Source organism: Cystobacter fuscus DSM 2262 (assembly GCF_000335475.2).
Taxonomy (GTDB): domain Bacteria; phylum Myxococcota; class Myxococcia; order Myxococcales; family Myxococcaceae; genus Cystobacter; species Cystobacter fuscus.
In genome coordinates, this window is the sequence record NZ_ANAH02000007.1 from 24,249 (window position 1) to 47,268 (window position 23,020).

Sequence of the window (23,020 nt, forward strand, 5' to 3'; positions counted from 1 at the left end):
TGCTCAATACCCCACCGAAGGCCGAGGGGAACACGGCTCGTGTCCGTGTGCCCGACTGCCACCTCTGAATCCGTAGCGCTCCCCACTCCTGCTTCGAGGTCGTGATCATGCCCAACCAGGTCCGGTTCCCTCCGCCGCCTCCCGGCGCCTATCCCGCCCCCGCGCATCGGCCCCATGCCCCGGAGCCCAACGACTATCCCGGCGCGCTTCCCCCCAATCATTGGGCGAATGCGCCCCAGCCCGCGCACTACCCGCCCCCCGCGGCACCCATGCCCCCGCCCCGGGACAACTTCCATGGCCACCAGCCCGGCGCGGCGGCCCCCAAGCGCCCCGAGGTGATCCACACCAACAACTCGCCGGGAGAGCGCAAGGCGAAGATCGACGCGGGCGTGCAGCAGCTGCGCCACTACACCTCCCACGGCGGCAAGCTCTTCCACTCCACCTCCTCGAAGGCATGGGAGGGGCTGGGGAAGACAGGGGGCCTGGTTCCGCCCACGATGCTCAGGAACTACGGCGTCAAGCGCGTGACGGGCGAGGGCGACGTGAACGTCCCGGGAGAGAAGAGTTCCGTCTACTTCGGCCAGGGCTCCCTGGGGCTGGGCAGGGCCCTGGGCTACTTCGAGCTGAACCAGAAGTCGACCAACTTCAGCCCGCACCTGTACGGCGGCAAAGAGCTCCATGAGGAGCTGAGCAAGACTCGCCACATCGTCAAGAACTGGAACCTGCCACGAGGGGAAAGCTTCCGTAACAGCAACCTCACCGTGGACCTGAAGCAGGCCCAGAGCCGTCTGCGCCAACTGGAGACGGAGAAGGAACTGCGTGATGCGCTGCCCCACCGGGCGAGGAACACCCAGCCCTATCCGATGATGTTCGACCTCGTGATGGGGGATAGGGGCGAGAAGAAGGTGAATCTGGATCACCGCTTCAACGATGGGTCCGGAGAAGTGATGGTCGACCGGCCGGTCATGTTCAAGGATCACCTCAAACGGGTCTTCGTTCCGGTCAACAACATGGAGCATGCGAAGAAGCAACTCGACCAGATGCTCGGCCGCGGTCACTCGGTGGAGGTGATTCCCATGGAGTCGCTGATGCAGACCCTGCGCTACCAGCGGGACGAGGGGCGGGATCGCGAGAAGGCGAGCAAGGCGGCCACGTCGCTCCAGAACAAGGAAATGACGTTCAAGGGAATCACGCAAGCGGAATCCGCGATCGCGGGTCTTTACGACCAGGCCGCGGCCAGCCTGCCCCTCAAGGGGTACTACTGAGTCCCCAGCCCCCTTTTTCCCAGGAACCTCACAGCCATGACGATCATTCTGCGTGCAGTTCCCAAGGCGGGCGAGGACTACCCCCAGGGGATTGCCTCCGAAATCAGCATCACCGCCGACGGCCAGCTCCAGGTGAAGTGCGACGACGACGAAACCTATGAGTGGATGACCACCCTGCTGGCCGAGAGCCTCTTCGTCGAGGGCCTGGGCTTCCCCAAGCTCAAGCGCGGCGCGGATGGCAAGCTCTCCAAGGACCCCGCCATCCGCAGGTACAAGCTCGAGGGCTACGTGGACCTGGCCCAGCCTCCCCAGCAGGTGTTGCAGGCCATTTGCGACGGCCTCGAGGCCTCCGACCGCTTCGAGCTGTCCTGGGTGAACTGAGTTCGCCGGCGGCTGGAATCACCGCCCTGGTGACGGCTGTCACCAGGCCGGGCCTCCACCCCTCCGGGAAGGGATGGTACCCTCGCGCCTGATACCCCGCCGACGACGGGGCCCTCCTGTTTCGAGGTCATGACCATGCCGCCCCCCACCCGGTTCCCCCCGATTCCCGGCGTCAGGTACGTCCCCGCTCGCGAGGTGAGGCCCCAGCCCCTCGACATCCCCAGCTCCTCGATTCCCGGCGTCAGGTACGTCCCCGCTCGCGAGGTGAGGCCCCAGCCCCTCAATTCCTCGATTCCCGGCGTCAGGTACGTCCCCGCTCACGAGGTGAGTCCCCAGTCGCCCACCTCCCCATCGCCCCACGTCTCCCCGTCGCCCGCCTCCCCGTCGCCCCACGTCTCTCCGTCGCCCCACGACAACTTCCAGGAGGGACCGCTCCACGCCCACTCCGCGCCTCCCGTCCTGGTCGCCCCCAAGAGCACCGCGGCAACCCATACCAGCAACTCGCACCAGGTCCGCGGCGCGAAGATCGACATGGGCGTGGAGCAGTTGAGCGGCTTCACTCCCCACGACGGCAAGCTCTTCCACTCCACCTCCTCGAAGGCGTGGGAGGGGCTGGGGAAGGCAGGGGGTCTGGTTCCGGCCACGATGCTCAAGGACTACGACATCGAGCGCGTGACGGGCGAGGGCGACATCTTCGTCCCCAAGGAGAAGGGGGGAATCCACTGCGGCCAGGGGGACCTGGGACTGGGCAGGGCCATGGCGTACTTCGAGCTGACCCAGGACTCGTCCCATTTCAGCCCGCACCTCCACACCAACCAACAGCTTCACGCGGAGATCAAACAGGCTCGCCACATCATCAGGAACTGGGACATCAACGGAAGCTTCTACCATCAGGACAACAGCAGATCGACCCTGGGCCTGGAGCAGGTGAGCAACCGTCTGCGGCAACTGGAGACGGAGAAGGCCCTGCGTGACACGATGCCCCAGCGTCCGAGGAACACCGAGCCCTACCCGATGATGTTCGAGTTCGGCACGAGCAACGGCGCCAGGATGTTGCGGATGGATCGGATCTCTCCCCGTATTGGAGAAGTGGCCGTCAAGGAACCGGTCAAATTCGAGGAGAACCTCCATCGGGTCTTCGTTCCGGTCGACAACCTCGAACATGCGCGGGGGCAACTCCACCGGATGCTCGGCTCTCGTCATTCGGTGGACGTGATTCCCTACGAGTCCCTGCAGCAGACGCTGCATGACCAGCGGAACGAGGAGCGGGATCCCGACAAGGCGTACAGAGCCAGGGCGGCGCTCCACAACAAAGCCGGCACGTACAAGGCGATCTCCCGGAGTGAGGCCGAGATCGGGGAGCTTTACGACGAGGCCGCGGCCACGCTTCCCCTCAGGACTCCGAACTACTGATTTCCCCCTGCTCCGAGTAACATCGCGGGCATGACCCCCATTCTCCGCGCGATCCCCAAAGCGGGTGAGGACTACCCGGAAGGGCCTCCCATCGAAATCAGCATCAGTACCGATGGTCAGCTCCAGGTGAAGTGCGACGACGACGAAACCTACGAGTGGATGACCAACCTGCTGGCCGAGAGCCTCTTCGTCGAGGGCCTGGGCTTCCCCAAGCTCAAGCGCGGCGCGGATGGCAAGCTCGTCAAGGACCCCGCCATCCGCAGGTACAAGCTCGAGGGCTATGTGGACCTGGCCCAGCCCCCCCAGCAGGTGCTCCAGGCCATCTGGGACGGCCTCGAGGCCTCCACTCGCTTCGAGCTGTCCTGGGTGAGGTGAGGCAAGAGCAGCCCAGGCGCGACCGTCACATCCAGCCCGCGTCCACTCCATCACCGCGAGCAGGTGCGGGGCTCCGGGGGAGCCCCACCCCTGGCGCACGGGAGCGGATCGCACATGTCCTTGAAGCGATATGGAGTCTTGAAGGGAATGGCCGTGGGACGCCGCCTCGGAGCGGGTCCCAGCCCGCATTACCAGGTGCACCTCGTCGACGAGCAGCGGGACTACCGCATCGCCATCAACGTCCGCTCGAAGCTCTTCCCCTCCGAGTTGGAATACTTCATCGACGAGCACTTCCAACATCCCCAGCTCGAGCGCCTGGGGGAGCTGCCCCTCGGCTTCACCCCGCTCGACAGCACCCCGGGCGGACTGGCGCTCGACTACATCCGCGGCAACCTCTTCGAGCCCTGGCGGATGCGGCCCCTGCCGCACGAGGTCCCCGGCCCGGACAATGACTTGAACGAGAAGCTCGACCACTTCTGCCAGCGCGCCATGGTGGAGGAGGAGGCGTTCCTCTACGCCTTCGGTGAGCGCTGGGGCCCCGAGAACAAACGGGACAAGTACTTTGGCTTCAGCCCTGGCAATGGCATCCACGACATCCACATGAACCAGGGCAACCACGCCGACTTCGCCGCCCAGGATGGGACCTGGCAGGATGGTGGGCTGCTCTTTCACTTCCCAGCACAACGGCAGTGGGTGGCCGTCTTCCTCAAGTTCCAGTCGCAGGCGTGGCACACCGACGACCGGACGGGCCATGCGCTCACCGCGGCTCCCACCGAGCCGGCCGTGGAGACCGGCACGGGCTCCGGGCCCGCCCCCGCTCCCGAGCCCACCGCCGAGCAGCCAGATGGGCTGGTGCGCATCGTCGCGGCCCTCGTCAACGACACCCGCTCGCCCGAGCGGGAAACCGTGACGCTCCTCAACGCCTCCGCGCACCCCCTCTCCCTCGAGGGCTGGGCGCTCGCCGACGCGCACAAGCGCAAGCATCCGCTCGACGGGGAACTCGCCCCGGGCGAAACCCGGGTGGTGCGGGTGGGCAAGCCGATGGAGCTGTCCAACCAGGGCGGCCTCATCACCCTGCTGAACGAGCGGGGGTTGAAGGTCCACGGCGTCTCGTACTCGCGCGAGCAGGCCCGCCGGCCGGGTTGGTCCCTCGTCTTCTGAATCCGGGAGCACGCCATGCGGAGCAAGCAACGAGCAGGTCCCCTCTCCGTCCACGCCACCGCGGGCACGCACGTGGTGCTGCTCGGCATCAACCTGCGGGAGCGCAACCTCGCGAGGCTCCTGGGCTTCGCCATCGAGCGGACCGATCACACGGAGAACGAGCGCCACTGGCTGCGGGGCTTCCGGACCTTCGAGGACACGGAGCCCCGCCTGGCGGCGGGTGACTCCGTCTCCCTGCGCATGCATCCACTGCAAGGCTTCCTGTGGAGCGACTTCACGGCCAAACCGGACCACCGCTACACGTACCGCGTCGTCGCCCTGCGCGGCCGCCCCAAGCACCTGGAGGAGAGCCAGGAGGTCGAGGTCCAGGTGACCACGGAGACCGAGCACGACGGCACGCACTCGGTGTACTTCAACCGCGGAATCGCCGGCTCCCAGGCGTACGCGGTGCGCTTCGGCAACCGGCATCCGGACGACGTCCCGGGCGGCCAGGCCTACACCTGGCTGTCCCGGGGGCTCGTCGAGGCGGTGTTGCACTTCATCGCCCAGGCGAAGAACTCGAGCTGGAGCCTCCGGGCCTCCGTCTACGAGTTCACCGCTCCCTCCATCCTCCAGGCCTTCGCCCACGCGAAGGCCCGGGGCGCCGACGTGCGCATCGTCTTCGACGCCAAACGCAACCAGCGGCCTGGAGCCGACGAGGAACCGCATGGAAATCCGCGCGACCGCAACCTGACGGCCATCGCGGCGGCGGAGCTCCAGTCGCTCACCATCCCGAGGGAGAGCAACGCCCACTCCATCGCCCACAACAAGTTCATTGTCCTGCTCCACCGAGGCGAGCCGGTGGCCGTCCTCACCGGCTCCACCAACCTCACCCCGGGAGGTCTCTACGGCCATTCCAACGTGGCGCATGTGGTGCGTGATCCGGCCATGGCCACCGCCTTCCTGCGCTACTGGGAGCAGCTCGCGGACGACCCGGAGGCACGCACGCTGCGCCGGTGGACGGAGCAGGCCACGCCCGTGCCGCGCGTCCCGCCTCCTCGCGGCTGCACGCCCCTGTTCAGCCCACGCGCGTCGCTGGACGCCTTGAAGTGGTACCGGGACCGGATGCGCGAGGCCCGGAGCGGCGTCTTCCTCACCGCGGCCTTTGGCGTCAACGATCTCCTGGAGGAAGTGCTCGCCGAGGACGTGGACTTTCCGCGCTACGTCCTGCTGGACCGGGAGGATGACCAGATGGAGCTGCTGCGGCGCGACCGGGACAACCGCATCGCCGTGGGCTCCGTGCTCCAGGGGGACGTCCTGGAGCGCTGGGTGCGCGAGCGCACGGTGCCGGGACTCAACGGACACGTGAAGTACATCCACACCAAGTACCTGCTCATCGATCCACTCGGTCCAGCCCCCCTGGTCATCACCGGCTCGGCGAACTTCAGTGATGCCTCGACGCGCGACAATGACGAGAACATGCTCGTCGTCCGCGGCGACACGCGCGTGGCCGACATCTACCTCGGCGAGTTCATGCGGCTCTTCAATCACTTCTTCTTCCGCTCCTCCGTGGCGAACCGACCCTCGCCCCGGCGGAACCTCTCGCCCGATGATGCCTGGACCCGGGCGTACTATTCCCCCGGCTCGTTCAAGAGCCGGGAGCGTCTGCTCTTCGCGGGGGAAACCCGAGGCACGCGCGGCGCTGCCCGATTCCCAGCTCCAGGAGCATGAGGCCAGGCCAGGCACACCCTGGCCATAATGTTATACGAGCAACGACAGTTCAGCGGTGTCGCCCTGTCATCGAGAGTTGTTCCAGTCTCATTTCATGAGAGGAACCGAGGGAGCAGGCACCCATTCCGTCCTCACCGTGTCCGTGGCGATGATGTTATTGACGCGCCGGTAACAACCCTCTCCCGGACGGTGTCCATGAAGAACAAACTCATCGGTTCGTTGGTTCTGGCGTGCAGTTGGCTCGGTCCCATCGCCTGCGCTGGCGACACGCCCACGCCCGCCGCCCAGGGCGGCGACACCTCGTCGGCGCCGCAGGTCCCGGCTCCCAGCAGCCCCGCCGTCGACGCCGTCGCCAGTTGCAACATCACCCAGGATCGCGTGCGGATCACCGAGGTCGATGTCGGCGCGACGGTCGTGAGCAACGAGGACGAGGTCGCCCTCAAGCCCCTCGTCATCTCCCCCATTCCCTCCGGCGGTTCACGTCTGGCCTGGATGGGCAATGACGGCAAGGTGCACATCACCCAGCTCGATGCGAGCGATCGCCCGGTGGGAACGTCCTTCGGCCTGCCGGCGAATGATTTCGCCGACCTGTACGCCGACAACACCGGTGGCACGCTGTTGCTGACACGGAATGCGAAGGGAGGAGGCACACTCAACTGCGGCGCACCGACCAACCTCTGTGGCAGCCCTCCCAACCCGCCCGTGCCCTGCTACGACATGTACATGGTGCGCTTCGACGGCACCACCGAGACGTGGGCCACCGTGCTGACGAGCTCCAGCGAGACCCTGCCGCCCTACTCCACCGGACCCACGGGCCCCAGCGTCTACATGATCTGGTGGTATGCCCACCACGGGCGCATCGCGTTCGACGGCACGCGCTACGCGGGGTACTTCGGCGCCGCGATCAGCGTCTCGCAGAATGGCTGCATCAACATCCACCAGGGCGACCGGATGAAGGTCGTCGGCACCGACGGAAAGCTCCAGTCCGGCGGCTTCGATTGGGGTTGCAGCCACAGCGGTTATGAGCGGCTCATCTGGGATCCCACGGCCCGCAAGTTCGTCTCCATCTGCAAGACCGACAACAACAACCGGATCGCCTTCGCCCCCACCTACAAGACCATCCAGCCCGTCGATCTCGCCTACTCGAACCTGGGCAACATGGTGACGGCCACGGGCGGGGGTTACTGGCTCACCACGAGCAACATCCGGTCCGGCCAGACGCCCAATGCCAACGGGCTCGCGGACGTGCACCTGCTGCACTTCGTGGACGGAGCCCCCGACAAGGACCTCGTCCTGGCGAGTGATGCGGGGCTCAACAACCGCGCCCCCCATCTGGCCGCCTATGGCCAGAGCCAGCTCCTGGCGGCCTGGGAGACCTCGACGCGGACGGGAGACCTGGTCCGGAGCGATACCAGCCGCAAGCTCTACGTCCAGGCGCTGGATCGCGCGACCGGTGCCGCGAATGGCCCGGCGCTGCAGGTCGATGTGAAGGGCAACCGCTACCAGGACTTCGTGGCCTTCCCGGACGGCAGCGTGGCCTTCGCCGCACCGGGCAGCAGCGCGACCAGGATCAAGATCCTCCGCATCCTGCCCTGCGCGGGGTGAGCGGAAGGGAAGAGGGGTGCCGTCGAGCCGGTCGGCACCCCTTCGTCGCCGCGCGGAAGAACCCGGGACGGACCCCTCAGCCCTGACCGGCCCCGGGGACCCGCGCGGCGCCCGTGGTTCGACGAAGCCACTCGAACACGGAGGGCGCGCCCGCGAAGCACCACAGCGCGATCACCGGATCGCACAGGGCACAGCCGAATGACGACGTGGCGTCGAACGGGATGATCGGATTGCCGTAGAGGTGGTGGGCGAAATCCCAGCAGGTATGCAACAGCCAACCGGCACCGATGAAACGGTAGTCCTCGAGCCCCCGGTACGCGCAGTACGTGATGATCGTGGTGAAGGCGAACTCCCAGACGCCGAAGCCGCCGCTGAGGTACGCGGCGCCCGCGCCCGCGATCATCACGGCCTTGAACTTCTGTCGGGCGGGCTCCCTGAGCAAGGAACAGAGGCAGATGTACAGCAGCCCGATCAGGAGCGGCGCCACGTAATGCAAGACGCTCAATCCCCGGGTTTTTTCGATCAACAACTCCGTGAACGGCATGGCTTTCCTTTCACTGAAAACCCTTCCAATGCCTCCACGCTAAGCGGCCCGTCACACCTGAACAATTGGCGGAAATGCCATGAGTCAACGGGTTCTGGCCAACGGTAACGCACGAAAAAACGTCCTTAAGAATCACGTAACAATTTCGTCACAGGCTGTCCGTCCATGTGGATCCGCCTCCGCCGTCCCCCGTTCCGCGGCACGCCGCGTGGATTGACCGCGCCTCCCGTACTCCGAGCCCTGGCCGCCACGGTCGGGCTCTTCCTGGGGGGCTGTGGTACCCAGGAGGACACTCCCCCCGAGGACACGCCGCCGGACTCCACGCCGGCGGGAGACCCCAACGTGCTCGTGGGTACCTTCCAGGTCCTCCTGGTGCCGCCGGTCGCCGCCTCGAACGGCCAGTCCGAGACGCCGGGGTACACCACGGTGGTGGGCAAGATCTACGACGGCCCCTCCCCCTCCCAGATCATCTGGCAACAGGCCGCCCAGGGCGGGGACTGCAAGCTGACGACACCGCGCGTCCCCTTCTGCGGCACGCCCTGCGGTGGCAGCGCCGTCTGTGTCGACGATGACAAGTGTCAGGCCTATCCCACCGCGCGCGCCGTGGGCACCATCCAGGTCCAGGGGCTGCGCACGGCCTCGGGGGCCACCGGGTTCTCGATGAGCCCCATCGCCAACAGCTATCAACCCCCGGCGAGCGTCTCGCTGCCCTACCCCGCCTTCTCGGAGGGGGACGAGCTCGTCCTCACGGCGGCGGGCGCGTACTTCCCGGCGTTCACCCTCAAGGGGCGCGGCATCACACCACTCCAGTTGCTCGATGGCGGCCTCACCCTGCAGCGAGGCCAACCCCTGGCCTTGCACTGGACGCCCGCGGGCCAGGCGGAGGTCTCCACCCTCCACGTCAAGCTGGACATCAGCCACCACGGTGGGACCAAGGGGATGATCGAATGTGACACCGCGGACACCGGCTCGCTCCAAGTGCCGGCCGAGCTCGTCACGCAACTGCTCGATCTCGGGGTGGCGGGCTACCCCACCATCCTCGTGACGCGACGGTCGGTGGGCTCGGTGACGATCGCCCCCGGCCGGGTGGATCTGCTCGTCTCCTCCGAGGTCGAGCGCGCGGTCGTCGTTCCCGGCATCACCTCGTGCAACGACAACTCGGATTGTCCCTCCGGCAAGACCTGCCAGCCGGACCTCACCTGTGGCTGAGAAACTCATGACGCGTCAATCCGGAGGACGAATGTCGAGGACTCACACCGCGAAGTGCCCGTGGGGCATGGCGCTCCTGGGCGGTCTGCTCCTGGCCGCGTGCGGCAAGAGCGACAGCCCCTCCACGCCCACCATCGAGTGGACGTGCCAGGCCCCCAGTACCACCGAGGCGCCCGAGTTCCTCGAGCAGGTGGGCTGCGAGACGGACTTCCAGGCGCTCGCCTCGGAACCCATCGACTCGACCCTGCCCGGCGCGCGCTCGGTCAAGGTGGTGCTGGATACGGCGGGAGACAACGCGCTCTACTTCCAGAACAGCACCCGGTATCAAATCCACTACCAGTTCGCCTCGACGCACCTGTCCGGCAATGGGCTGCCCATCGTCCCCGCGCTCGCGTCGTTCAATGCCTCCGAGTACTACAGCCCCGAGCGCCGCTTCATCCTGGGCACGGTGACGTACTACGAGGGCCCCAAGCTGTGGGCACTCGAGCTGTCGCCCTATGACACCGCCTCGGCGGCGATGATCACCACGCTGTTCCAGAAGGTGAAGGGCTCGGCCTTCTTCGGCGCGGAGCTGGTCTTCCACCCGACCTCGGCCGCGGTGGAGGTGGAAGCCAAGAGGCTGCCCTCGGACATCCCCATCAAGAGCACGGACGACATCTACGCCGCCATCGACTATCAGCCGCTGACGCTCGCCTCGGGCATCGGCCGGCTGCGCTTCGTCAAGGCGGCGGACCTGGAGGACGAGTACCTGTCCTACCAGGACCTCGCCGTGCTCGACGAGGCGCCCAATGACATCTCCGTCGTCCAGGGCCTCATCACCCAGGAGTTCCAGACGCCGCTGTCCCATGTGAACGTGCTGTCCGCCAACCGCCACACGCCCAACATGGGCCTGCGCGAAGCCATGACGAACGCCACGCTGCGCGCGCTCGAGGGCAAGCTGGTGCGGCTCACCGTGGGCGCTACCGCGTGGTCGGTGCACGAGGTGAGCGAGGCCGAGGCCCAGTCCTTCTGGGACGCGCACAAGCCCGTCCCCGTGACGCTGCCCGCGTTGGACCTGACGGTGAAGGAGCTGGTGGACATCGAGGACGTGACGCCCGAGACGGGCTCGCTGCGCGACGACATCAAGAAGTCCGTCCAGGCCTTCGGCGGCAAGGCGGCGCACTACTCCATCCTGGCCAGGACACCGTCCGTCCCCCTGCTCGAGGCCTTCGCCATCCCCATCTACTTCTATGACCAGTTCATGAGGCAGAACGGCTTCTATGAGCAGATCGACGCCATGGTGGCGGATCCAAGCTTCGCCACGGATCCCGCCGTGCGCGACGCGAAGCTCGGCGCTCTGCGCACGGCGATGAAGCAGGCGCCGCTCGACGCGGACTTCCAGGCACGGCTCAAGGCGAAGCTCGACCAGGACCATCCGGGGCAATCCATGCGCTTCCGCACGAGCACCAACAGCGAGGACCTGGATGGGTTTCCGTGCGCGGGCTGCTACGACTCGCACACGGGAGACCCCGCCGAGGGCTGGGAGGACGTGCTGAGCGCCATCCGCAAGACGTACGCGAGCGCCTGGGCGCTGCGCACCTTCGAGGAGCGCACCTACTACGGCATCGACCACAAGTCGGTGGGCATGGCGCTGCTGGTGCACCACAACTTCCCCGACGAGGAGGCCAACGGCGTCGCGGTGACGAGCAACCCGTTCGACGCCACGGGGTTGGATCCGGCCTTCTACGTGAACGTGCAGTACGGAGGAGACGCGGAGGTGGTGTCACCCCCGGTCGGCGTGACGAGTGACCAGTTCCTCTCCTTCTTCAGCCAGCCCAACCAGCCGGTGACGTACTTCGCGCACTCGAACCTCGTCCCGAGTGGAAGCACGGTGCTGACGGCCACGCAGGTGCACCAGCTGGGCGTGGCGCTGGATGCCATCCACAAGCGCTTCTCCCCGGCGTATGGGCCAGCGGCGGGCAACACGGGGTGGTACGCCATGGACGTGGAGTTCAAGTTCGACGACGACGCGAACCCCGGCCAGCCCCCCACGCTGTACATCAAGCAGGCCCGCCCCTACCCCGGACGCGGGCAGTAGGAGGCGGGCACGGGACGTGCCCGTGGGGGTGGAAGGACCGCTCCACCCTCACTCGCGGAAGGTGGCGTCGCTCCGGTCCGTGCTCGTGGAAATCCCATTCAGGTAGAGCAGACCGTCGCGGTGCCGCAGGTAGTAGCCTGGGAAGTTGAAGGACTCGAAGGAGAGCAGCGCGCTGTTGGCCAGTCCCGCCCGCCTCCACCAGGTCGCATCCGCCTTGAACAGGCTGGAGCCGTCGTCGCGGTCCAGCCACACCTCGCCGTTGCGATGCCGCAGGAAGTAGCCCGGGAAGTTGACGGACTCCAGCGACAGGGCCGAGGCGTTCGCCAGTCCAGGAACGACCCTCCACTCCGCGTCTTCCGCCGGGAAGAGGATGTGGTCGATGCGCCCCCGGGAGTTCTGATGCCGCACGAAGGAGCCCTGGAACTGGGACTCGAACCGGGAGAAGGCGCGAACCGACAGGTTGTCGAACCTCGCCTGGGCCTGGTAGGTCCGGACGCCGATGGCACCGGACACATAGGAGCCATCCGTCACGGAGAGCTTGGGAGTCGCGAGGTCGTCGACATAGACCTTGAGGGAAGAGCCCACGGCCACGACGCGCAGGTGACGGGACGTGCCAGTCATGGACGGCAGGGCCGCGACCGCGAGCGTCGTCCACGCACCGTTCGCCTTGCCCAGGACCACCTGGTTGCCATCGATGCCAGCGAAATAGCCCTGGTAGGCATCCACCCCCGTGGCCGGGCGGCTGGCGCGGAACAGGAGCCCGGGGTTGCCGGACGAGCCGGGAGTGATGTCGGCGTCGTACGTGAAGTTGGAGAACAGGGTACCGAACGCGAGGGCCTTGGCGCCCGCATCGGCCCCGACGGAGAGCTGTCCATTGACGACGGACCAAGCTCCCCCATGGGTCTGCCAGCCCGTGGCGTTGCCGTCATTGAAGTCATCCGCGAAGGGGCGCTCCCAGCGGGCGGTCTTGGAGATGAACGGCGCCAGGAAGCGGGCGATCTTCAGGTGGCCGCTGTCGGAGGGGTGCAGCCCGTCGGAGTAATCCGAGGTGCCCACCGACACCCAGCCCGTCGTGTCCACGTAGTACAGCTTCGTATCGCCCGCGGCGATCCGGGCGTTCACCGCCGCCTGGGTGGGCACGACCTTGAAGCCACCGAAGGTGCGCAGCACGAAGATGAAGGCATTGGGATGACGGGCCCGGACATTCTGGAGGAACGTGATGTAGGTGCTCTGGAACGCGGCATCGGAGACCCCGAAGTTCTGGTCATTGGTGCCGAGATTGATCACCACCGCGTCGGGCTGATACTGGCTGAAGTTCCAGTCGGGGGAGGAGGGGTATTCCACCGTCTGGAGTTTGAAGTATTGCCGGCTCATCCCGATGCCGTTGGGAGAGTGACAGGAGAAGGCATCCTGCAAGCAGATGCCGGAATAGGCGATGCGGGTGTGTTCCGCGTTGAGGAACTCGCCCACCAGCCAGGCGTAGTCACTCAACGCGCCCTGGCTCAACGCACAGCACCCCGCGGTGATGGAGTCTCCGATGAACTCGATCCGCTTCGCGCGGGGGACGGGAGCCAGGGTGCTCGCGCCGCTGTCGAGCACCAGTCCCTGGAACTGCATGAGGTCCTGCTCCCGGGTAGCGACCCGCAGGGTGTGACGTCCCGAGGCCAGTGCGGTGGGTGTCAGGTTGATCGTCCCGACGGCACCGGGGTAGCTGGCCTCGGCGCCACCGTCGATGCTGACATAGACGTGGGCGGCCGCGGCCAGCCGCAGCTTCACGCTCGTGCCGGTGAAGTCGACCCGGAAGTAGGCGCCCGACCAGTTGCTGCGATAGACGCTCGCGTTGCCTTTGTCCCAACGTCCGACATACACGATGTTCGGATCGCTCGGAGAGCCATCCCCCGTGGCCGCGCTCGCCATGGGAATCAACCCGGGGAGCAGACTCAAGAGCAGCAACAACAACGGCGTGGGGAGGGGCGAGAGGCGCCGGGTTCTCGACGTGTGGGGCATGCGTGCTTCCTTCTGGTTGAAACCGGAGTCGGGGAGAAGCGAATTCTGGATTATCCGATTTTACTCGATATTTTCAAGTATCGACTTGCGGGAGGACCAGGTGTCTGTGTTAACGGGAGGGCTTCCGCGGCCCCCCATGGTCCGGTCCCATCCCGAGGTCACATCATGAAGACGCTTTTGTCGGCTCCGCTGTGCCTGACGGTGCTCGGAGGGCTGTCGCTGCTCGGCACTCCGGCCGCGGCGCAGTCCGTCCCCTTTTCGCCGTTCGCGCCCTTCAACCTGCGGGTGAACTTCCAGCCCGCCACCGCGCCCGTGCCGGCGGGCTTCGTCGTGGACTCGGGCCAGGTGTACGGCAGCCGTGGCAACGGCTACACGTATGGGTGGAGCGGGGACAACACGGCCAACACGCGCGACCGCGATGACGCCACCACGCCGTCCCAGGCATATGACACGGTGATTCGCACACAGAACGGTGGCGACTTCACCTGGAACCTGGCCGTGCCCAACGGCTACTACCAGGTGCGGTTGGTGGCGGGAGATCCCAGCTTCATCGACAGCGACTACCTCTTCAGCGTGGAGTACTACGGCCACGTGCTCAAGGGCACGCCCACCGAGGCGCAGCACTTCGTCGAGGCCGTGCGCACCGTCGACGTGGCCGACGGCAATCTGACGATCCGCAACGACAGCTTCGCCGTGAACAACAAGCTGGCCTTCGTGGAGGTGACGCGGAAGTTCGGCGTGGAGATCAACTTCCAGCCGGCCTCGTCCTCACCCATCGAGATCTACGGCATTCTCAGCGACAACGGCCTCGCGTACGGAAGCCGGGCCCACGGCTTCACCTATGGGTGGAACGTGGACAACACGACCAACATGGTGGACGTGAGCTACGACGTCGACATCCTCGGGCAGCGGCACGCGCTCATGCAGCGGGGCGGTGACCGCGTCTGGGAGATCGCGGTGCCCAACGGCGTGTACCAGGTGGAGCTGATGGCGGGAGACCCGTCCACGCTCAACAGCGCGTACCGCATCCAGGTGGAGGACTCGGTGGTGCTCAGCGGCATCCCGAGCGGCTACGGCTTCGTCCACGGCAGCGGCGTCGTGGCGGTGACGGACGGCCGCCTCACCGTGCGTAGCGCGCCGGGCGCCGCCAACAACAAGCTCAACCTGATCCGGATCCACCAGCAGTAACCCCTCGGGCTACGCCCCGGACCGCCAGACTTCCCAGGTGGTCGACAGTTCCCCCTGGGCATCCCGGACGGCACCCACGACCAGGAAGGTTCCGGGCACCACCTCCACGAGGTGGTGTCCCGCCCGGGGCCCGGTGAGCGAGGGCCCCGGCGCCCACGTGCCTCGAACTGGATCCCAGAGTTCCACCGTCTCCGTGGGGTCCGCGTAGTTCAGGCTCCCGCCCGAGACCGCCGCGCCCCCACCGGGCAATGCCGTCAGCGCGAAGCCCGAGCGAGGAACCGGGAGCGAGCCCGTGGCGCTCCACTCGCCCGTCCGGGGCTCCCACACCTCCGCGGTGGCCAGGGCGCTCCCCTCGCCCCATCCGCCCACGACGAGGATGCGCCCGTCCGAGAGCGTCACCCCTCGGGCCTCCTCGCGAGCACATGTCAGGGGGCTCGTCATCCTCCAGGAGCGACCGCCACGCTCCCAGATCTCGGTCATCTGGTTCAACGGAGGCGCGAGGTGCTGTCCGTCGATGATGGCGAAGCCGAAGCCATTGTCCCGGCCTCCCGCGATGACCACGCGCTCGCCGCTCACGCACACGGGACCGGGGTGGAACAGGCGCACGGTCTGCCCCGCGGATTCCCAGGCGCTCGCTCCGGGCCACAGCACCTCGGCCCGCGTTCCTCGATTCAGGTCGTCATCGAAGTCGGAGCCGAGCACCAGCACCGTGCCATCCGCGAGGCTCACGGCGAAGGGCTGTGCGCGGGCCGAGAGCAGCGGAGGTCCCTCGTGGAAGCGCCGCGTCTCGGGCTCCCAGAAGAGCGTGGTGCGCAACTCCAGTTCCGTGCCGTCCCGCCCGCCTACGAGCAGAACACGTCCATCCGGCAGACCCACCGAGGCATGGCCCTGCCTCGGCCGGGGCAGGGGCGGAAGAAGATGCCAGGCGCGCGTCGAGGCCTCCCAGAACGCCGCGCCATCGGTGGGGCGGCACGTGAATCCGTCGCCCTCGGGATGCCACGCACCTCCCCCCGCGAGGAGCGCTCCGCCGGATGTCGCCACCAGGCTGAAGTCCTCGAGCCAGAGACCAGCATGGGGAGTCCTTCCACCGAAGACAGGAGCTGGGGCGTGGGACATAACCTCATCATCCCACAATGCGGGGCAAGCGAGCCGCGCAGAGGAGTTCGGCATGGAGCGAGAGCCCGGTGGCTCGGGATGACGCTCCCCTCCGAGGGCATGACCTGATAAGTGGGCGTCCCAGGAGGTCATCCCCACGTGTCCCCAGCAAGCCATCCATCCGCCGGGAGTGAGTCGTGAAGCCGCGGCGCCTGCCCGATCTGCGCCCGGGCACCGAGATCGAGGGGATGGTGGTGCAATCCTTCCTGGGGGCCGGTGGCTACGGAACCGTGTACCTGGCCAGGCAGACGAACTCGGGACGGTTGTGCGCCGTGAAGTTCATTCCCGTGGGAAGCGCGGAGGCGTGGGGACAACGAGAGTTCGCCATCCTCTTGCGGCTACAGCACCTCAATCTCGTCTCATTGGGAGGGTCGGGCTACTGGCCCGAGGGGCGGCGCGAGTACCTGTGGCTGCGGCTGGCGTACATCCCGGGAAAACCCCTGGACGAGTGGGCCTGGGAGCACCATCCCGACGCATGGACGGCCGCCGGGAAGATCCTGGGTGTGGGCCGAGGCCTGGCTGTGGCGCACCATGCCCAGGTGGTGCACCGGGACGTCAAGGAGGCCAACATCCTGGTGAGAGAGGGCGATGGCGAAGCGGTGCTGGTGGACTTCGGAGCGGGCCACTACGCACGAGCGCCCACCATCACCCACGGCATGTTCCCGCCGGGCACGCTCGAGTACCGCAGCCCCGAGGCATGGCGCTTCCGGCTCGAACACGCCCAGGACAAGGGAGCGCGCTACCGGGCGGGTCCCGCCGATGACCTGTACGCCCTCGGGGTGGTGCTCTACTGGCTGCTCACGTGGCGTCATCCCTTCGGGGTGACGGAAGACGAGGACTCCATTCGGGCCATCATCGAAACGCCGCCCCTGCCCCCGCACCTCGTCAACCCGCGCGTGCCCAGGGCCCTGAGCGCCGTGTGCCTCAAGCTGCTGGAAAAGAGCCCCGAGGACCGCTACCCGAGCGCCGTGGCCCTGTGCGAAGCGCTGGAGACCCTACGGGCGCAGGCAGATGACACCTGGAGGGTTCCCTTGCAGGACAGGCCGCGCCCACGTCAGAGGAGCAAGGGGCTCCCGCCCTGGCCGAGCTGGAAGGCGCTTCGCCGGAGCGTGCTCTGGGGGGGCGTGGTCCTGGGCGGTGTGGTGGCCGGTTGGGCGGCCCTACGTTCAACGTCGTCTGGACCCCGCCCCACGCAAGAGATGGCTTCCAGACGGGAAGTGGCGTCCTCGAGGCTCCCACCGGAAGCTGACGGGAGCGCGGGAATACCCCCCGCGGCCGCCGCCCCTTCCGCGGCATCGACCCAGGACGACTCCCCCGTGAACAAGCAGAAGACAGACCGAATCTCGGATGACAGGAAGCAGAAGGCGAAGGTCGCCGCTCGCGGTGCGTGCGCGGGCCTCGTGGGAGCGGCGTTGCAGGCCTGTGTCGGCGCGCAGCAGCAAGTGGCGCCCAAGCGTCCGCCCCCGCCCGAGGAGTGCCCGCCAGGCGCTGTCGAGGCAATGACCGGCAGGTTGGGCCTGGAGATTGGTACTGATTACGGCACCATAGTCAGCCGGGAATACGGGGGGCCGCTCACCGTGCGAGAGGGAGAGATCACCCTTTCCGTGTGGGGAGATCATGAGGGACTGGTGGACAAAACCCTTGTCTTGGGTCGGCTTTATCTGGTGCCGGGACGCGTCTATGGCCGCTTCACCCGGGTCATCCTGCCCACGGGCGAAAGCTACCCTGTGTGCCTGGAACTCTGGGAAGGCTCGGACCAGTTGCGCGGCTCGCGTTTGGAGAAGGGGAGTACGCCGGACAACGTCCTGATCCACTCGCTCGAGCGGGTCATGGCCGTAAAGCGCTTCGAGTAAGCCCGATGCCCTCCTTGCCTCTTGCGTCCCTCCTCGCGCTCGTGTTGAGCACGGACGCCAGCGACACAGCGCCCCCACCACTCCTGGACTGCATGGGGGAATCCTTTGGTGTCGAACTGTCCGCCGAGCCTGGAAGCAGAACAGCGAAGGTATGCATCCATCCAGGGTCCGGCACGCTGTTCCTCTTCGATTCACCTCTGCTCGCAAGGAGTGTGGAGGTGCAACAGCGAGAGCGTTTCGTGGATGTGGCCGTCGGAAACCGCAGCGTCACGTTCATTCCACCAACGGACATGCAGGCCGGTGAGCGCTTTTCGGTGCAGGTGCGCTTCGCGGATGACTCGACCCCCACGAGCGCGACTTTCGAGTTGGTTGCCCATCCCTCCTGGGCCGCGAAACAGGTGTCGGTAGTCCACCCTCTCGCCGACGTGAAGAACTGCCCAGAAGAGCCACGAACCAAGCGTCATGGTCCAGACCTCACCGGGCTGCTTGCCGAGGGGGTAATCGCGCTGGCTGTGACCGGCGTGAAGGCCAAAGAACTCTCAAAGGAGAATATCTGCCCCACGGGGAAGGTAATCTCCTGGGGACGGATCTTCAGCTATCTATCCGCGACCTCACGAAAACAAGCAGGGCAGCCCTTGCTGCGATTGGCGGTAGCAGTGGAGTTGCGCAATCACGGGATGACAGCCTGGATGCCCACGGGTGCGGCGTTGGGCAGAGCCGGCCAGAAGGCGAAGGAGTTGAGCGTCTGGACAGCCAAGCCCCTTCCCCCTGGAACATCCAGGCACTGGGTCATGATGGAGACGGAGTTGACGGAGAGCGAGGCCCGGGAGGTCTATACCCTCGACATCTGGGATGACAGCGGGAGTCGACGCGTCTCGATAGGACACGTGGCCTTCCCCTGATTTTCTCCTGAGCGACGCGCGTCTTCCAACCATCCTCGAATCAGGCGCCAGTTCTTGGGGGTCGTTTCCGCTCTTTTTGACATGAGACTGAAGCAGCCCATGCAGGGCCCCGCTCACACTCGGCACAGCTCCGTCAATAGACGATGCAGTCGAACTTCTCGATGACGGCCCGGAGTTCTTCTAGGGTTGCGCCCAACTTCTTCGCGATGGTGGGGGCGTGTTCGATCACCGCCATGGTGCGAGCCGGTTGAGTGTGAAGCTCGTCCACGACGACAGCACCATACCGGCCCGGCCACTTGACGCTGCGGAGTTCGGCGGCATGGCCAATGGGGTCCAGGATGGTGAAGCAGGGCCACTTGGGAAAGCGAAGGGTGGCAGGGTCGGAGCCCATGATGCGGCAGGAGTCCATCTGGGCCTCGGTGAAGTCGCAATCCTCGATGGAACCGGACGCATACCACGACTGGCTACTGTATTCAGGCCAGTGCCCGAAATCGCATCCAGTCAGCCGCCCCCTGAAGCGACATCCCTTCAGATATGCACTCACCCAACTTTGATGGTTCTTGAGTTCCTGCTTCACCTCAAAGGTGCAATCAATGAAGCGAGCTCCGAGGATGTGCAGGCGCCTGGCAGGCACCTTCAGGACGACGGTGCAGTGGCGCAACGTCAGATTCGGACCAAGGAAATAGAGCGAGTCCTTGTCCATCAACTCGAGCCGCTCGTTCGTCATCTCCTTGTTTTCGATGAGGACATTCGTGAGCAACCCCATGGCCGCCCCTTTCAGAAGGTGAGCATCCGGAAGAACTCGCCCGCCATACGCCTGCCGTGCCGTGCCATGTTCGACTCCGTTCCGGAGAGAATCTCGTACTTATAGCCACCCGAAGAGGGGTCAACCACATCGACCCCATGGGGATTGAACTGAAGGCGCGCTCGGAACTGCGTTTCCACCCTGGCATGCACGAAGCGCCCTCGGGCCTCACGCTCTAGCAGCCGCGCCAGCCAATACTCACCGTTCTTCAAGGCCTCGTCGATGGCTCTTCGCTCGTTCTGGCTGAGCCTATGCGGCCCCCACTCGTTCGCGGCCTGGGTGACGGCCTCCTGGAGCATGTCCCCCACCTTGTCCTGGGCGGGAAGGTCCGCGGCCGACTTGCCGCGTGGCAGATGCCAACGCTGGCCGTCGCTGAGTTCCACCTGCCGGTTGCCACCCCGGTGGCGAATGACGGTTCGCGCGGAGCGGCCCCCAGGAGCCTTCGCCGTCCCACTGCCCGTCCCCTTCTTGAACATCACCACGGCGAGGGGGCCCTGTGGAGAGGTGGCCACCGTCTCCACCGCCACAATGGCCTGGGCCAGGGACTCCTCCGTCGCGAGCGCCGTCTCTTCAACCTCCACCCGGCTCATGACGGCGGCGCCGCCCTGTGCCTTCCACTGCTTCCCCGCGAGCTTGAAGCCCGGCAGAGACTTCACCCGTGGCAACACCTGCTTCAACGTGTGCCCACTGAGCGTGGCCACCGCCAGAATCATCGCCCGTGCCGCGTCCTCGCCCAGCACCCGGCCAAACTCCTCGCCCGCCGCGCGCAGTTCCTCGAAGGTGCTGGCGTGGTGCGCCGTGTCGGCCAGGCGGGCCCAGCCGTCCATCAGCCCGTACATCGTCTCCAGGCCCAGGTAACCCATCAAGAGGAGGGTCATGCCGGCGGCCAAGGCCTTGGTCGTTGGCTCAGGCACTACCCACATCATGCAGTAGAGGGTCGCCGTCCAGACGACCGTGGAGACGAGCATCCGTACGTCCAGCAGCTCGCGCGCCAGGGTCTGGCGCGTCTCGTCGAGGACATGGCCGAAAGCCAGGGCCAGGGCGAACGCCCGCCTGTCGTCCGTGCGCAGATAGGGCCCGTCGTCCAGAAGGCCCAGGCAATCGCCGCCTCCTCGCGGTACACACCACTGGAGGTACCTGGCCCTCAGGGCTTCATCCGCCGCGGAGGTGAGGACCACCGGGCCCTCCTGGCGCTCCGGCACCAGGGTGTAGGCCTGGTCACGGTACACCTCCAGCAGCCAGTCTCCCGTGCTGTCCACCGTCTCGACGCCCTCGGGTGGCGGCAAGAGGTGGAGCAACTCCCGAGCGGCCGCTTGTGGCGTCTTCGCTCTCAGTCGCACGTCACGGGAGAGGCGCAGGAAGGACTGCTGGAACTCGGCCCGGGAAATGCGCACCGGCCGGGTGACGGCAGTGCCGGGCTCCAGGAAGTCCGCGTCGTACACGGTGGCGGACTCGAGGCCAGGCTCCGCCGTGACGGCCAAACTTGCCGTGGTCGTCGGTGGGGACGTGAACGAGTTGTCGCGGTCGCGGCCCCGTGGAGTGCCCGTGACACAAGCAGCCTGGAGCAAGAGGACGAGGAGAAAGCAGCCGCGCAGCAAGGGGCGCAGCCGCGCACTCGATGGGCGCGAGCCAGCAAGACGGGTGGACACGGCCCACCTCCGGGAATGACGAGGCAGAAAGCCTTCGCGCCGCAATCACACGGAAACGCAGGTGTGCCCGTCAAGCCCACCGGATTGCTCAAGCGCGCACGAGGGCAGAGAGCAAGCCGCGCGGTTCAATAAGGCTCGCGCTACGACTCCCGCTTCGAAGGCACTTGCAAGCCCGCCGAGCGCGCCAGGCCCATGACGCCCTCCACCGCCGCGGCGATGTAGCCAAACGGGTTGGCTCCATCCACCGCCGTGACGTGCACCTCGCCCATCTTCTGCTGGAAGGCCGCCGCCACCTTCGGCAGTTGCCGCGCCAGCTCCAATTGGATGGACTCGGGCGACAGCGTGTTCTCGATCTCGCGCTGCGCCCTCGACCGCGCCAGCTCCGGCTCCTGGGCGATCCTCGCCTGCCGCGCCTCCAGTTCCGCCCGCGCCAGCTCCGCCTCGGCGATGGCGCACCGGGCCTCCGCCGCCTTCGCCTCCGTCCGCGCCCGCTCCTCCTCCTGTCGCAGCTTCGCCAGCTCCGCCGCGTGCCGCGCCGCCTGCGCCTCCGCCTCGAGCTTCAACCGCTCCAGCTCCGCCTGGGCCTGTGCTGCCGCCAGCGCCCGCGCGTTCTCCAGCCGAGCCTCCGCCATGCGCCGCTCGGACTCCAGCCGCGCCAGCTCCCGCGCCTCCTCCGCCCGCGCCTCGCGCTCGCGCACCTCCAGCTCCGCGTTCAGCTTCGCCAGCGCCGTCTCGCGCTCCAGCGTCACCTGCGCCTGCCGCGCCCCGTGCTCCTGCGCCACCCGCGCCTCCGCCACCCGCGCCTCCACCGCCAGCGACTCGAGCTGCGCCTGCTCCTCCGCCGCCCGCCGCTTGTGCCGCACCTCCTCCTCCGTCACCAGCCGCGTGAGGGCGATCTGCCGCTCCGCCTCCGCCTCCTCCCGCCGGATGAAGCGCTCCTTGGACAGCTCCGCCTCGCGCGCCACCCGCTCCTGCTCCTGCCGGAAGCGCGCCTGCATGTTCGCGAACACCGTCTCCGACAGCACCCGCACGTCTTGAATCTCAATCGTGTCCAGCACCACCCCCCACCCCGTGTCCGTCCGATCCTCCGGCCGCCCCCGCCCCGACACCACCGGGGAAATCTCCCGCATCAGCTCCGTGGCGATCCCCTCCTTGCGCCGCGTCAGGCACTCCTCCACCGACAGGTTCGCCACCAGCCGCCGCACCGCGCCCACGAACATCTCCGTGAGCAGCTCGCGCAGCTTCTCCTGCGCCCGCTCCGGAAAGGAGAAGTTGAGCATCCGGAAGGCCACCAGCGGCTCGACGATGCGGTACACCGCCAGCCCCGTCACCTGCACCCCCACCTTCTCGCTCGTCACCTGATCCGCCGTGAAGCGCAGCCGCTGCACGCTCGTGGGCACGATCGCCACCGAGTCCCCCGGCAGCTTGAAGCACGACGCCCCCTGCCCACTCACCTCCCTCACCCTGCCCCGGCGCATGTGGATGAGGAACTCGCTCGGCCGCGCGGTGATGAGCCCCCATTTCTTCATCTTCTCCGGATCCTCCGCCGGCTTGCCCGCCCGCCACCCCTCCGTGTCCCGCGCCCACTCCTCGTCCCGGGGCGGCGGGGGCGGCTCCATGCCTCCCCCCACCCGCACCGCCAGTGCGCCCGCCGCGTTCACCCTCACCGCTCGCTTCTCGTTCGTGGCCATCCGCATCCTCCCCGTCTCTCGCGGACTTCC

General features: G+C 67.0%; 18 protein-coding genes. 12 read left to right on the forward strand and 6 right to left on the reverse strand.

Annotated elements, in window-relative coordinates; genetic code table 11:
* Positions 1-107 precede the first annotated feature (107 nt).
* The 7 genes from D187_RS12375 to D187_RS12410 all read left to right on the forward strand — a co-directional run bounded on the left by D187_RS12375 (position 108) and on the right by D187_RS12410 (position 7,910).
* On the forward strand, positions 108-1,265 hold the full coding sequence (locus tag D187_RS12375) for a hypothetical protein (protein ID WP_245591694.1): 1,158 nt from the start codon (positions 108-110) through the stop codon (positions 1,263-1,265).
* 36 nt (positions 1,266-1,301) lie between these two features.
* Positions 1,302-1,646: a hypothetical protein gene (locus tag D187_RS12380; RefSeq protein ID WP_020917972.1), complete on the forward strand. Its 345-nt coding sequence runs from the start codon at positions 1,302-1,304 to the stop codon at positions 1,644-1,646.
* 129 nt (positions 1,647-1,775) lie between these two features.
* Complete coding sequence (locus tag D187_RS12390) at positions 1,776-3,059, forward strand: hypothetical protein (RefSeq protein WP_245591695.1); 1,284 nt, start codon at positions 1,776-1,778, stop codon at positions 3,057-3,059.
* A 30-nt stretch (positions 3,060-3,089) separates the two neighbouring features.
* Positions 3,090-3,434 (forward strand): hypothetical protein, encoded by a 345-nt coding sequence (locus D187_RS12395; RefSeq protein ID WP_020917976.1) that lies wholly within the window; start codon positions 3,090-3,092, stop codon positions 3,432-3,434.
* A gap of 114 nt (positions 3,435-3,548) precedes the next feature.
* Entirely contained in the window at positions 3,549-4,595 is a 1,047-nt protein-coding gene (locus D187_RS12400) for a DUF2278 family protein (RefSeq protein ID WP_002623361.1), read from the forward strand.
* Positions 4,596-4,610: 15 nt separating this feature from the next.
* Positions 4,611-6,305, forward strand: a complete 1,695-nt coding sequence (locus D187_RS12405) for a phospholipase D-like domain-containing protein (protein WP_002623360.1) — start codon at positions 4,611-4,613, stop codon at positions 6,303-6,305.
* Between the two features lie 195 nt (positions 6,306-6,500).
* Positions 6,501-7,910, forward strand: a complete 1,410-nt coding sequence (locus D187_RS12410) for a hypothetical protein (protein ID WP_002623359.1) — start codon at positions 6,501-6,503, stop codon at positions 7,908-7,910.
* Positions 7,911-7,986: 76 nt separating this feature from the next.
* Here the strand turns inward: D187_RS12410 and D187_RS12415 are convergent, their stop codons facing one another.
* Entirely contained in the window at positions 7,987-8,454 is a 468-nt protein-coding gene (locus tag D187_RS12415; RefSeq protein WP_002623358.1) for a DUF6010 family protein, read from the reverse strand.
* A 165-nt stretch (positions 8,455-8,619) separates the two neighbouring features.
* On the opposite strand from D187_RS12415, the gene D187_RS12420 reads away from it, so the two are divergent.
* On the forward strand, positions 8,620-9,663 hold the full coding sequence (locus D187_RS12420) for a hypothetical protein (RefSeq protein ID WP_002623357.1): 1,044 nt from the start codon (positions 8,620-8,622) through the stop codon (positions 9,661-9,663).
* Between the two features lie 31 nt (positions 9,664-9,694).
* Positions 9,695-11,740, forward strand: a complete 2,046-nt coding sequence (locus tag D187_RS12425; protein ID WP_002623356.1) for a PEP/pyruvate-binding domain-containing protein — start codon at positions 9,695-9,697, stop codon at positions 11,738-11,740.
* Positions 11,741-11,788: 48 nt separating this feature from the next.
* Here D187_RS12425 and D187_RS12430 read toward each other — a convergent pair whose 3' ends face one another.
* Positions 11,789-13,747 (reverse strand): AbfB domain-containing protein, encoded by a 1,959-nt coding sequence (locus D187_RS12430; protein ID WP_002623355.1) that lies wholly within the window; start codon positions 13,745-13,747, stop codon positions 11,789-11,791.
* Positions 13,748-13,912: 165 nt separating this feature from the next.
* On the opposite strand from D187_RS12430, the gene D187_RS12435 reads away from it, so the two are divergent.
* Positions 13,913-14,935: a hypothetical protein gene (locus D187_RS12435; RefSeq protein ID WP_002623354.1), complete on the forward strand. Its 1,023-nt coding sequence runs from the start codon at positions 13,913-13,915 to the stop codon at positions 14,933-14,935.
* 9 nt (positions 14,936-14,944) lie between these two features.
* On the opposite strand, the gene D187_RS12440 is transcribed toward D187_RS12435, so the two are convergent.
* Positions 14,945-15,976, reverse strand: coding sequence for a Kelch repeat-containing protein (locus tag D187_RS12440; protein ID WP_245591696.1), 1,032 nt, complete (start codon positions 15,974-15,976; stop codon positions 14,945-14,947).
* 251 nt (positions 15,977-16,227) lie between these two features.
* Here D187_RS12440 and D187_RS12445 point away from each other — a divergent pair, with 251 nt between their 5' ends.
* Positions 16,228-17,943, forward strand: coding sequence for a serine/threonine protein kinase (locus D187_RS12445; RefSeq protein WP_002623352.1), 1,716 nt, complete (start codon positions 16,228-16,230; stop codon positions 17,941-17,943).
* A gap of 5 nt (positions 17,944-17,948) precedes the next feature.
* On the forward strand, positions 17,949-18,845 hold the full coding sequence (locus D187_RS12450) for a DUF2381 family protein (protein WP_043429558.1): 897 nt from the start codon (positions 17,949-17,951) through the stop codon (positions 18,843-18,845).
* 133 nt (positions 18,846-18,978) lie between these two features.
* Here D187_RS12450 and D187_RS12455 read toward each other — a convergent pair whose 3' ends face one another.
* The 3 genes from D187_RS12455 to D187_RS12465 form a co-directional block, all read right to left on the reverse strand.
* Positions 18,979-19,611: a hypothetical protein gene (locus D187_RS12455; protein ID WP_002623350.1), complete on the reverse strand. Its 633-nt coding sequence runs from the start codon at positions 19,609-19,611 to the stop codon at positions 18,979-18,981.
* 11 nt (positions 19,612-19,622) lie between these two features.
* Entirely contained in the window at positions 19,623-21,299 is a 1,677-nt protein-coding gene (gene sitA5, locus D187_RS49800; protein WP_002623349.1) for a SitA5 family polymorphic toxin, read from the reverse strand.
* A gap of 140 nt (positions 21,300-21,439) precedes the next feature.
* Complete coding sequence (locus D187_RS12465) at positions 21,440-22,990, reverse strand: SPFH domain-containing protein (RefSeq protein WP_002623347.1); 1,551 nt, start codon at positions 22,988-22,990, stop codon at positions 21,440-21,442.
* Between the last annotated feature and the right edge of the window lie 30 nt (positions 22,991-23,020).